Annotated in this window: 12 protein-coding genes; 7 read left to right on the top strand and 5 right to left on the bottom strand. The window is 41.5% G+C overall.

Annotation, left to right across the window (positions count from 1 at the left end; all coding sequences use genetic code 11):
• The first annotated feature begins 84 nt into the window (after positions 1-84).
• From minC to AY606_RS00045, 4 genes are all read left to right on the top strand, one after another.
• On the top strand, positions 85-819 hold the full coding sequence (gene minC / locus AY606_RS00065; protein ID WP_067862939.1) for a septum site-determining protein MinC: 735 nt from the start codon (positions 85-87) through the stop codon (positions 817-819).
• Between the two features lie 67 nt (positions 820-886).
• Positions 887-1,699 (top strand): septum site-determining protein MinD, encoded by an 813-nt coding sequence (gene minD / locus AY606_RS00060; RefSeq protein WP_067862937.1) that lies wholly within the window; start codon positions 887-889, stop codon positions 1,697-1,699.
• Positions 1,700-1,702: 3 nt separating this feature from the next.
• On the top strand, positions 1,703-1,975 hold the full coding sequence (minE, locus tag AY606_RS00055; RefSeq protein WP_067862935.1) for a cell division topological specificity factor MinE: 273 nt from the start codon (positions 1,703-1,705) through the stop codon (positions 1,973-1,975).
• Positions 1,976-2,164: 189 nt separating this feature from the next.
• A complete protein-coding gene (locus tag AY606_RS00045) occupies positions 2,165-2,452 on the top strand; it encodes a PA4642 family protein (protein ID WP_067862928.1) in 288 nt (95 codons plus the stop codon).
• Positions 2,453-2,541: 89 nt separating this feature from the next.
• On the opposite strand, the gene AY606_RS00040 is transcribed toward AY606_RS00045, so the two are convergent.
• Together AY606_RS00040 and AY606_RS00035 are read right to left on the bottom strand one after the other, a co-directional pair.
• The gene (locus AY606_RS00040; RefSeq protein ID WP_067862925.1) at positions 2,542-3,444 is read right to left on the bottom strand and encodes an AEC family transporter; all 903 of its coding nucleotides are present in this window, start codon (positions 3,442-3,444) and stop codon (positions 2,542-2,544) included.
• Positions 3,445-3,594: 150 nt separating this feature from the next.
• Complete coding sequence (locus tag AY606_RS00035) at positions 3,595-6,651, bottom strand: DNA translocase FtsK (RefSeq protein WP_067864444.1); 3,057 nt, start codon at positions 6,649-6,651, stop codon at positions 3,595-3,597.
• Between the two features lie 287 nt (positions 6,652-6,938).
• Between AY606_RS00035 and trxB the strand changes: the two genes are divergently transcribed.
• The 3 genes from trxB to AY606_RS00020 all read left to right on the top strand — a co-directional run bounded on the left by trxB (position 6,939) and on the right by AY606_RS00020 (position 9,567).
• Complete coding sequence (gene trxB, locus AY606_RS00030; protein WP_067862917.1) at positions 6,939-7,895, top strand: thioredoxin-disulfide reductase; 957 nt, start codon at positions 6,939-6,941, stop codon at positions 7,893-7,895.
• Positions 7,896-7,998: 103 nt separating this feature from the next.
• A complete protein-coding gene (gene aat / locus AY606_RS00025) occupies positions 7,999-8,730 on the top strand; it encodes a leucyl/phenylalanyl-tRNA--protein transferase (protein ID WP_067862907.1) in 732 nt (243 codons plus the stop codon).
• 21 nt (positions 8,731-8,751) lie between these two features.
• The gene (locus tag AY606_RS00020) at positions 8,752-9,567 is read left to right on the top strand and encodes an arginyltransferase (RefSeq protein ID WP_067862905.1); all 816 of its coding nucleotides are present in this window, start codon (positions 8,752-8,754) and stop codon (positions 9,565-9,567) included.
• Positions 9,568-9,580: 13 nt separating this feature from the next.
• Here AY606_RS00020 and rimI read toward each other — a convergent pair whose 3' ends face one another.
• From rimI to tuf, 3 genes are all read right to left on the bottom strand, one after another.
• A complete protein-coding gene (rimI, locus tag AY606_RS00015) occupies positions 9,581-10,039 on the bottom strand; it encodes a ribosomal protein S18-alanine N-acetyltransferase (protein ID WP_067862903.1) in 459 nt (152 codons plus the stop codon).
• A 103-nt stretch (positions 10,040-10,142) separates the two neighbouring features.
• Entirely contained in the window at positions 10,143-11,024 is an 882-nt protein-coding gene (locus AY606_RS00010) for a metal-dependent hydrolase (RefSeq protein WP_067862900.1), read from the bottom strand.
• A 278-nt stretch (positions 11,025-11,302) separates the two neighbouring features.
• Positions 11,303-12,493: an elongation factor Tu gene (gene tuf / locus AY606_RS00005; protein WP_067862897.1), complete on the bottom strand. Its 1,191-nt coding sequence runs from the start codon at positions 12,491-12,493 to the stop codon at positions 11,303-11,305.
• Between the last annotated feature and the right edge of the window lie 2 nt (positions 12,494-12,495).

Below are 12,495 nucleotides of genomic sequence, written 5' to 3'. Positions count from 1 at the left end.
TCATTCAATTTGTTCTAGGATTTGCTCTATTTACAACATCACTTCGACATAAAATGAATGAGTCAGAAGTATTAAGGAATAATTATGGCTGATATACGGATAAAAGGCAGAATGGTCAATGCGATTCGCATTAGCTTAGACACCAATGATCATGATGCAATCCGCCAGCAACTCGCGCCAATGCTACAAAAAGCATTTCCGCCGGGTACATTAGTTGTGATTGAAAGTTCAGTTGAACAAGAACTTATTGCCTTAATTCAGTTATTGATCAGCCTGGAAGTACAACCAATGGCGGTAACTGAAGGTTTACTGGCAGATCAGGCTCGCTCAATTCAATTCCCGGTGATTCCTGCAGACCGCCCAATGCAGCAAGTGAAACCCACCAAAGAACAGGTGGTTGAAAGCAAACTTACCTCTACAGCATCAGAAACCAATCTGGTAAAAGAAACTGTAGTGGAAGACATTCCCGCGCCAGTGATTCGTCATGTGACTTCTTATCACGATGAAATTTTGCGCACCGGTCAATGTCTGGTACAAGATCATGGCGATATTATTCTCAATGCCGGCATTAATAGTGGGTCTGAAGTCATTGCTTCAGGAAATATACATATTTATGGTAGCGTGCGTGGTAGAGTCATCGCCGGCGTAGGCGGGAACGGTGCAGCACGTATTTTCTGTCATTCCCTAGAAGCAGAACTGGTATCGATTGCAGGTACATATTGTGTAGCAGATGACATTCCTCAGCATGTCCTCAAAAAAGCTGTGCATATTTGCTTGAATGATCAACAAGAACTTATGTTTGAAGTTCTCGAATTTTAATGTATAAATAAACACCAAAAGCCCCCATATCTAAAAGGGGATTTGAACCATAACAGGAGTGGATTCGGTGGCGAAAATTGTTGTCGTAACATCAGGCAAAGGTGGTGTAGGTAAAACTACGACTAGTGCATCTTTTGCAACAGGTTTAGCCCTTCGTGGTCACAAAACTGTTGTGATCGATTTTGACGTGGGATTACGTAACCTAGATTTAATCATGGGTTGTGAACGCCGTGTTGTTTATGATTTTGTGAATGTTTTAAATAACGAAGCTCGTCTTCAACAAGCGCTTATTCGCGATAAAGATATTGAGAACTTATATATCCTTCCTGCATCACAGACCCGTGATAAAGATGCCTTGACAGATGAAGGCGTAGCACGTGTAATGGATGAACTTTCGCAAGAATTTGATTACATTATTTGTGACTCACCTGCGGGGATCGAGCGCGGTGCAATCATGGCGATGTACCATGCTGATGAAGCGATCATTGTGACCAATCCTGAAATTTCTTCAGTACGTGACTCTGACCGTATTATTGGAATGCTCGACAGCAAAACCAAAAAAGTAGAACAAAACGAAGGTCGTATCCGTAAACATTTGTGTATTACACGATTCAATCCAGAACGTGCGGATAAACAGGAAATGTTAACGATTGACGATATTTCTAAAGACATTTTACGCGTACCAACACTGGGTGTGATTCCTGAGTGTCCAAGCGTATTACAAGCATCAAATGAAGGTAAACCGGTGATTCTGTTTACTGAAGATGCAGCAGGTCAGGCTTATGATGACCTTGTAGCACGCTTTTTGGGTGAAGAACGTCCTTACCGTCACATTTCGGTAAAACCTAAGGGTTGGTTAGCACGATTATTTGGAGCGTAAGAAATGGCAGGATTCTGGAGTAAGTTATTCAGCAACGATGATAAACCTTCAAGCGCACAAACTGCTAAAGATCGCTTAAAAGTAATTGTTGCCTCTGAGCAAGGTCTAAGTAAACGCTTAAGCCAAGACAAAATTGACCAAATGAAGAAAGAAATCATGCAGGTGGTCAATCGTTATGTTCGTGGTGTGGATGAGCAGCATATTCAAATGTCGGTTCGTTCTGAAGCAAATCTCGAAATGTTAGAAATGAATATCAATTTGCCTGAAGAGCGATAATCTGAATTCTGATTAGTCAAGCAAATTGAATCAAGGCAAAATATGAGACTGGATCAGCAAAGTAGTCATTGCCCAGCCGCAAGATGAGAAGCGGTGCTTCAAGTTCGCAGGCGCAAGCAAAACTACTTTCTCTTGTCCTGCATATTTTGCCTTTTTTTATTTTATTCAATTTACCAAGGAGAGATTGCGATGGCATTATCTCAGCCAGCAACGTTCAATGAAGAATGGTCAGACGAGCGTGTATTTGCCTATTTAACACAGCTTCCTCCTGCAGGCGTGAATGCCGATTTTCACGTGCTTTATCACGCATTCAAGCATATGCGTCCAAATGACTTTGAACGCTTATTGACGCAATTCGTTGCCGATGGTCGTGATGTCAATGCAACCAATCCTGAAGGCCAACGCATTCATGATGTGATTGCTGAATACCCTCGTCAAAGCGAAGGTTTCTTAGACGTTTTGGCGAAGTTTGCCTAATTTATAAAAATATAGCTAAAAATTAAAAAAGTCTGTCTGTTTAAATCATACTGACAGGCTTTTTTTATGAGGCAGCCAAGATAATCGCATTAAGTTAGCAATATCATCAACACAGGAAAAGTCACTGCAAAGCAGAGTGTTTGCAAGCTAATTACACCCGCCATGAGTTGACTATCGCCATTAAAATAACGGGTTAAAATATAAGAAGCAGATGCGGTAGGCAAAGCAAAAAAGACCACCAATATCGTGGTTTCAAACTGATTTAAATTTAATGCATAACAAATCAAGTATGCCAAACACGGCATTAGCATTAATCGCCCTAAAGTATTCAACAATAATCTTGAATAATCATGTTTCAATTCTGCAAACTGTAAGGCAGCGCCTACAGAAATTAATCCCAGTGGCAAACTCATACTGGCTAAAATCTTAAACAGTTGTTCCACACCAGAAAATAATGACAGTTGTAGCAGATTAAAAATAATTCCAACCACACAGCCCAAAATCAAGGGGTTTTTTATCAAAGAAAGTAGAATTTGTGCCGGTTTTAAACCCTGCCCTTGGGAAAAGGCCAGCACTGATATCACATTGACCAAAGGAATGGTCAGCGCAATCATCATGGCAAACATTTGCATGCCCTGAGCACCGAACAGCAATGAGATAATGGATAAACCCATATAAGTATTAAAACGAATGTGACTTTGTACATACACACCAAAACGCGCGACCGGGATATGAAATATCGCTTTTGCTATCCACAGCGTTAAACTACTAATAATAATGACAATAAATAGAGCTAATAGCACCTGAGTAAAGGTTGCAAGTTCCAGTCTTATATAAGCAAGATTATTAAAAAGTAATACCGGAAATAAAATTAAATAATTCAGTTTTTCAGCGCCACGCCAAAATTCATCCGTTAAAAACTGCACCCTTTTAAAGATATAACCTAAGGCAATTAAAATAATTAATGGAAACAAAGCCATTACCATATTCATTCTCTATTTTTCATCCCTAAATTTTATTTCCATTGCATCAGATCAATAATCTTTATCGCCTTAATGCTTCTTCATATAACTTTTAAACTAGGTATTTTAAATGTCCAGAAAAAGGCCTGCATAAGCAGGCCTTGAACTCAATATGAAAATTTAGACTAAAATCTCACGTTTACCGTTGGCACCCATGCTACTGACAATTCCATTTTCTTCCATCTGATCAATGATGCGTGCAGCACGGTTATAACCGAGGCTAAACTTACGCTGTAACGATGAGGTTGAAGCCTTGCGGGTTTCCAGCACAAAGGACACACACTGGTCATATAAGGCATCCCGATCCGAGCCACCATCACCATCTTCAAAACCACGTGAAGCTGGTTCTTCATCATAAGGCGTCAGAATTTCATCGACATAATTCGGAGCAGCACGTTCACGCCATGCATCACAGATATTGTTGACTTCATCATCGGAAATAAAAGCGCCATGCACCCGTTCAGGCTCAATTTTACCTGGCCCAAGGAACAGCATGTCACCATGACCGAGTAAGTCTTCTGCACCGCTGGCATCCAGAATAGTCCGTGAGTCAATTTTACTGTTTACCCGTAAAGCCACGCGGGTTGGAATATTGGCTTTAATCAAACCGGTGATGACATCGACCGATGGACGCTGCGTTGCAAGTAACAAGTGAATACCCGCTGCACGAGATTTTTGCGCCAAACGGGTAATCATTTCTTCAGCTTTTTTACCCACCTGCATAATCATGTCGGCAAATTCGTCGGCCACAATCACAATCGATGGCAATGGCGTTAAACGTGGTGCACGCTCTCCTACAACTGAGTCACTTGCTTTCCAGGTCGGATCAATTAAGTCTTCACCATTGGCGATAGCTTCTTCAACCTTGCGGTTATAGTCACTGAGTTTACGAATCTTCAAGTAAGACATCAGCTTGTAGCGACGTTCCATTTCATTGACACACCAGTTTAAGGCATTGACGGCATCTTTCATGTCAGTCACGACTGGCGTAAGCAAATGTGGTATATCGTTATAGTTGGCAAGCTCTAGCTGCTTCGGATCAATCAAAATTAAACGCAACTGATCCGGAGTATATTTCAATAGCATCGATAAAATCATCGAGTTTACTGCCACCGACTTACCTGAACCAGTTGTACCTGCGACCAGCATATGCGGCGCTTTGCCCAAGTCAGCAATGACCGGATTACCCGAAATATCTTTACCCATCGCCACCGAAAGAATGCTGTTTGGATCGGTAAACGCAGGAATAGTTAATAACTCAATCAAACGCACCATCTCACGTGTGCTATTCGGTACTTCAATTCCGATATACGGTTTGCCTGGAATCACTTCGACCACACGCACCGATGCCATTGACATTGAACGCGCCAAGTCACGTGAAATATTGGTCACTTTAGAGGCTTTTACACCTGGTGCCAAATCCAGCTCAAAACGCGTCACTACCGGTCCCGGCTGTGCTTCCACAACTTTGGCTTTAACATTAAACTCTTGTAGTTTAATCTCTAAAAGTTCAGATAATCGGGCTAACTGTTCGGCAGTAAAATTGACTTTTTTATTTGGATCGACTTTATCGAGTAAATCCAGTCCCGGTAATGGGGACAAATCTTTACGACGTGCAGCCACTTGCATCGCAAGCGACATCGGACGACCTGAGGCATCAGTTAACGGTGCATCGAAGTCAAATTCTTCTTCCTCGACCTCGACGGGTTTACCTGCCGTTTCCTGCCAAACCTCACGAAACACATCTTTATTTGATGAAATTAAAGCTTTTTCATCTTCTGAAATAATCGGTTGCTGAATTTGAGTTTTTATTGCACCGCTGATAAATGCGGATGATTGGGCATAGCTGCTGGTAGTAGTACGAACTGGGGCCGTTTGTTCAACCTCATCAATCAACAAATCTTCTACCAGCAAATCATCTAGTCCATCGAACTCGTCATCTAAAGCCGAATTCTTAGGTCTCGTATGGATCGATGGTGAAGCTGCTAGAGTAGGTGCAATTACAATCTTTTCTTCAACACTGGATAGCAAAGATTCACTCTCTACATGATTAAATGGGGTATGCACATCGGTGGCTGTTTTTCCATGGGGAACAGCGGCAAGTAATTCGTCAAAAATTTCATCATCATCCCAGTCCAAATTCTGTTTAGACTGTGGCGTAGCGATTGATACAGGCTGCTCATCAACAAAGGCTTTAAAATGTTCATGCGGCGTATGTAGTTCAGATTCTTCTGCTGCTTTTAATAAAGCATCAATATCTTGTTTATGTTGTTGATTTTCATCCGAGTTCAAGGCACGCCAAACTTCACCCGTTGCAACCACGCGTCGAGTATTTTCTTCTAGGCGATGTGCTTTTTCCAAGACTTGTGCGAATTCCGCTTCATCTTCAGCGTCAATGAGTTGCTGTTGTGCATATTGTTCTTTTTCCACCATATCGTTGAACAGGCGTTCCGCAGCCTGATCTCGCACTACGGATGAGGTCTCTTGAACTTCACGATGTTCTGGAGCAGGTGTCACGCTTTCTGCTACAGTTTTTTGCTTGGCACCAGCAACTGACTTTTTAACTTCAGGCGTTGTACGATCAAATGCAGACTCGGTTTCTGGAACATTTTTATAAAATAAGTCTTGTAAATAAGCAGGTGTAGCTTTGAGTGTGACCCAGGTTTTATTCCACTTCACACCAAATGACAGGGTAAATAAAACCACCCAAAATATGACAAGAAACACGGTTGCGCCATAAATGGTTAAAATCTGCGACAGACTTTCTCCCAATTCATAACCAATAATACCACCCGATGAATTATCTAAAGTGTCGGCAGGCACTTGCCAATATAAATACAATAAACTTGCTGTCGCCAGTAAAATAAAAAACTGTGCAGAATAGCGAAAAGGTTTATTCAAAAAGCTATACGGCCACCAGACCTGTATCGCCTCAACGAATAGAAAGACTGGAATGAGTAAACTTGCCCAGCCTAAAAAACCGAACAGTAAATCTGCAATCCAAGCACCTGCCACACCGCTGGCATTCGATACCTGCTGTGTATCACTGGAAATATGCATCCAGCCTGGATCAAAAGGCGTATAAGTCACTGTTGCAAGGAATAAGTAAATCCCAAAAGAGACTAAAAATAATGTCATTATTAAGCGCTGTGCATAAGCACTCGACACCGCAGTCATATACTGTCCTGTAACCAATTTTTCATTCATGTTTTTGTAAGAAACTAAGACAAAATAGTTTCGCAATTCAACTCGATATTATGCACCTGTTCCAAGGAAAAAGATGCAATATTATGTATAGGCTGTAACGACCTATACTACTGAATGCAGTATCTAGTACTGCATTATTATTGTATATAGCTCAAATCGATTTGAATGATCAATAATATCGACATCGAACGCACACAACTGTTATCAAGTTTCACGTATAATTTCACAAATTTCTAAATAAAAAAAGGATGCCGCGAATGAGCGCTCGTCACTCACGTTTGATTATTCTAGGTTCAGGCCCTGCTGGTTATAGCGCAGCTGTATATGCTGCACGTGCCAACTTAAAGCCAATGCTGATTGCAGGCTTACAATTGGGCGGTCAACTGACCACGACAACTGAAGTTGACAACTGGCCGGGTGACCCTGAAGGTTTAACAGGTCCTGCACTGATGGAACGCATGCAAGCGCATGCTGAACGCTTTGGTACAGAGATTGTCTATGACCATATCAACGAAGTTGATTTAAGCGTTCGTCCATTCGTTTTAAAAGGCGATATGGAAGAATTCACCTGTGATGCACTGATTATTGCAACAGGTGCAACAGCCCAGTACCTAGGTCTTGAATCTGAAGCTGCATTCATGGGTCAAGGCGTGAGCGCATGTGCAACCTGTGATGGTTTCTTCTACAAAAACCAGAAAGTCATGGTGGTCGGTGGTGGTAATACCGCTGTTGAGGAAGCACTTTATCTTTCAAATATTGCATCCCATGTGACACTTGTTCACCGCCGTGATTCTTTGCGTTCAGAAAAAATTCTGCAAGATCATCTTTTCGAGAAAGAGAAAGAAGGCAAAATCAGCATCATCTGGAATCATCAAGTCGATGAAGTTCTGGGTGACAGCAAGTCAGGTGTAACTGCAGTTCGTCTGCAATCGACTCAAGATGACTCTAAGCAAGATGTAGAAGTCACTGGCTTATTTGTTGCCATTGGTCATAAACCAAATAGCGGCATGTTTGAAGGTCAGTTGAACCTGCGTGATGGTTATATTCAAGTTCACAGTGGCACTGCAGGCAATGCAACTGCGGCTTCTGTCGCGGGTGTATTTGCTGCAGGTGATATTGCGGATAGCGTTTACCGTCAAGCGATTACTTCTGCAGGTTCAGGCTGTATGGCTGCACTTGATGCTGAAAAATATCTCGATGCTTTAGGTGAATAATTTTATCTAAACAAAAAAACCGTCCTTCACTGGGCGGTTTTTTTATATGATCAAAATCATAAACGCTTATCGCGAGTTACTGTTCTCGTTCAGGATGAATCCTATGCACCCCTTAGCACCCTCAGAATTCATTTTTCCCGATCCTATCGAAGCTGACCCCGATGATCAGGGACTCATTTGCATCGGTGCCGACCTCTCCCCTGCTACGCTTTTTGAAGCTTATACTCACGGTCTGTTTCCATGGTTTAGTGAGGGTGAGCCTATTTGCTGGTGGTGCCCTGAACCGCGCTGCATCATTCGTCCCAAAGATTACCATCCCAGTAAATCTCTCGTGCGTAACATGAAAAAATTTGATTATAAAATCACAATTAATCATGCTTTTGAACATGTGGTTCGTTGCTGCTCTCTACCCCGTAGTTATGCGGAAGATACCTGGATTTCTGAGGATATTATTGACGGGTACTGCCAATTATTTGATGCGGGTTATGGCTATAGCATTGAGGTATGGGATGAAGGCAAAGTGGTGGGCGGTTTGTATGGAGTGACCATTGGACAGGGTTGTTTTGGCGAATCAATGTTCAGTACTCAAACCGATGTTTCAAAAATGGCTTTTTACACCTTAATGCTGCTTGGCCAGGACAATCATCTGCCTTGGGTGGACTGCCAACTGGTCAATGATCACCTTTTGAGCCTAGGTGCTTGTACAATTTCTCGCCAAGCGTATCTTAATTCGTTACAAAATGTTGTGAAACAGCCCGCTATAGATTGGAAAAAATATCAGGAGGGTGTATTTTCAAGTAAAACAATAGCGCAACACGCACGATTAATTGAATGAAAATAACAGAGGGATCTTGCCATGAATTCGTATCACCCAAAATCCCTATTGAATGATTTACAGTATTATATTACCCCACCACACAGCTGTAGTTATCTGGAAAATAAATCAGCGCGGATGGTCTTTCTCGATCCTGCACATCGCATTGATGTGGTCAGTCTATCTGAACTTTCTCGTGTCGGTTTTCGTCGCAGTGGCGATTTTGTTTATCGTCCTGAATGTCACTTATGCCGTCAATGCTTGTCTAGCCGCGTCCCTGTTGCTGATTTTCACATGAACAGTACGCAAAAAAAGGCATGGAAACGCAATCAAGACCTGACCGTTAAAATTAGTCGTACTGCCGATGCATCGGAAATTCATTATGCCTTGTATGAACGCTATATCATTGAGCGTCATGCCGATGGCGATATGTTCCCGCCCAGCTTAGATCAATTCGAAAAATTTTTAGTACATAGCTGCACGGACAGTTTTTTTCTCGAATTCTGGAAAGATGACAAACTTGTTTGCGTTTCAAGTTGTGATCCTTTAGATGATGGGGTGTCTGCGGTTTATACCTTTTTTGATCCGGATGAAAGTCGACGCTCACTGGGTGTATTTGCAGTACTTAAACAAATTGAACATGCCCAAACTTTAATTTTGCCTTATGTTTATTTAGGCTACTGGGTTCCGCATTCCAATAAAATGAATTACAAATCTCAATATGTACCTTTAGAGCTTTTAATTGACGGGCAATGGCGCCGTTTAAATCGCTTGCTCACTCAAGAAGAAATTCAACAATTGGGAAACTCACTCATGACGACCTTACCATCTGGATGGAATAACCCAATTATTAAATAACATTAATTATTAACTATTTAAAAAGCTGTGAAAAATCATCACTGCATGATTTCACCATAATAATGGCATGCTCGCGTGAGCCATCAGGATTGGGATAATAATTTCTACGTAAATCAATCTGATGAAAACCGGCTTTTTCATACAGTGCAACTGCCGTTTGATTACTTTCTCGCACTTCTAAAAAAATTTGCAGCGGATCATTTTTCAATTGGGCAATTGAAGCTTCAAGCAATTGATAACCTAATCCCTTACCCTGCTGACTCGGATGAATGGCCATCAGTAAAAGATTGGCTTCATCTAACACGGGTTGCAAGATACAAAAACCAACCACCTGTCCCTGCTGCTCAATCACGGTACTGAGATAAGAATCAATAGATTCTTCAAACTGTTTTGCGGTCCACGGATGGCTTTGTACCAATTGCTCAATTTGCGTGATGCGACTTACATCCGCTTTTTGCATTAAACGAATCATCTTCGTTCATCTTTTAAATAACAGGAGCTTCGCATTATAGAAACTTTGCCTAAAAAATCGAGAAAAAAAGGGCAATATTTATTGCCCAAAGAGTTAACACCGCTTAAAAACCTAATTTAGCTTTCCAAGTCTCAAGCAAACTGACAGTATCTAAATCATTCGGATGAAAACCGGGTTTAAAATAAGCCAGCATTTCCTTACCCATGCCGGCAATAATGCCTTGGGATGGCTTATAGGCATAAGCATAAATTTCTTTTAATGATTTCAGATTTAACTGATTATCCTCTTTTAATAAGCGTGCAAGAAAATAGGATTGAGTGATAAAAAGAATGACCATTGCTAAGCTTAAAGAGCTGGTACGTAATATATAGGCTTTAAGACCTCGGCCAAACACGCCCTCAAAAACATCATAGGCTACCGCTTTATGTTCGTTTTCTTCAATTGCATGCCATGCCCACATAGTCGCCATGGTTTTATCCGTCATCAGATCTTGAATATGCGGATTACGCAGCAGTTCAGATGCAATGGTGGCGGTGAAATGTTCCAGTGCTGTAGTGGCAGTTAAATCAATCATCTCCTGCGTAATACCTACAGGTTTTGCCATTTTTACGAATATTGTGCGGAAAGTTTGAATCACGCTATCTGTTTTAGATTCTAAAGCAGCAATATCATGCCCATATTTTTGGGCGGAAGCATTAAAACCGACATGCTCTTGAGTATGCATGGCTTCTTGACCAATAAAGGCACTGATTTCTTTTTGTAATTCCTGATTATCTTTAATGGCAGGATGGTGGCGAACAGCTCGAACACTATCAATGAAAAATTTTTCACCTGCCGGAAATAATGCAGATAATGCTGTCATAAAATGGGTAAGACCTGCCGAGCCATTCATCCAGTATTCTGGCACATTATTAAAATCGAAATTCATTCGACGTACAGGAAAGCTTGCACCTGCACGATTGGTAATATTGACCTTTGCATTCATGACTCTTACTCCTATCTAGCAAAATAATATTGCTCAATTCACTGATGTTTGTTTTTCTTAATTCCTATATTACGTATTTAAAAATTTGCTATAAGTGCAGATAAGGTCAGGAAAATATCAGTTAAGGACATGAGGAGAAATAAAGTGCTACTTTATTTTGACGCAAGAAAAAAAACTAGGATCAGTGAAATTTTTTTTGATGTAAAACCCAAGCAAAGAAATTATTACCCATAAAAAAAGCGCCCCAAAGGAGCGCTTTTTTATACAATCAATACTGATTATAGAGTTACTTTAGCAACTACACCAGCACCCACTGTACGACCACCTTCACGGATCGCAAAACGTAGACCTGGGTCCATTGCGATTGGGTGAATGAGTTCTACTGACATTTCAACGTTGTCACCAGGCATTACCATTTCCACGCCTTCTTGTAATTGGATTGCGCCAGTTACGTCAGTCGTACGGAAATAGAATTGTGGACGGTAACCGTTAAGGAATGGAGTATGACGACCACCCTCTTCTTTAGAAAGTACGTATACTTCTGCGTCGAATTTAGTATGCGGTTTGATTGTACCTGGTTTAGCAAGTACTTGACCACGTTGCACGTCTTCACGCTTAGTACCACGTAGAAGAACACCACAGTTCTCGCCAGCACGACCTTCGTCAAGCAATTTACGGAACATTTCCACGCCAGTTACAGTCGTTACAACTGTATCTTTAATACCAACGATTTCAACTGATTCGCCAACTTTAACGATACCAGATTCAACACGGCCTGTTACTACAGTACCACGACCTGAAATTGAGAATACGTCTTCGATTGGCATCAAGAATGCTTTGTCGATTGCACGTTCTGGTTCAGGAATGTAAGAATCAAGCGCAGCAACCAATTCGATTACAGCAGATTCGCCATACGGACCTTCATTACCATTCAATGCTTGAAGCGCTGAACCGCGGATGATTGGAGTATCATCACCTGGGAAGTCATAAGTAGAAAGAAGTTCACGAACTTCCATTTCTACCAATTCAAGCAATTCTTCATCATCAACAAGGTCACACTTGTTAAGGAATACAAGAATGTAAGGTACACCTACCTGACGAGAAAGCAGGATGTGTTCACGAGTCTGTGGCATAGGACCATCAGTCGCAGCACATACAAGGATCGCGCCGTCCATTTGAGCAGCACCAGTAATCATGTTTTTAACATAATCGGCGTGACCTGGACAGTCTACGTGCGCGTAGTGACGAATTGGAGAATCGTATTCTACGTGTGAAGTATTAATGGTAATACCACGTGCTTTTTCTTCTGGTGCAGAGTCAATTGCTGCGTAATCTTTAGCTTCACCGCCGTAATTTTTTGCACAGATCGTTGCAATTGCAGCAGTTAAAGTTGTTTTACCATGGTCGACGTGACCAATTGTACCCACGTTTACGTGTGGCTTATTACGTTCAAACTTAGCCTTAGCCATGA

Source organism: Acinetobacter sp. SFB, from assembly GCF_001647545.1.
GTDB lineage: Bacteria > Pseudomonadota > Gammaproteobacteria > Pseudomonadales > Moraxellaceae > Acinetobacter.
The sequence above is the reverse complement of the archived record's forward strand: the minus strand, read 5'-3'. Positions and strand labels throughout refer to the sequence as shown.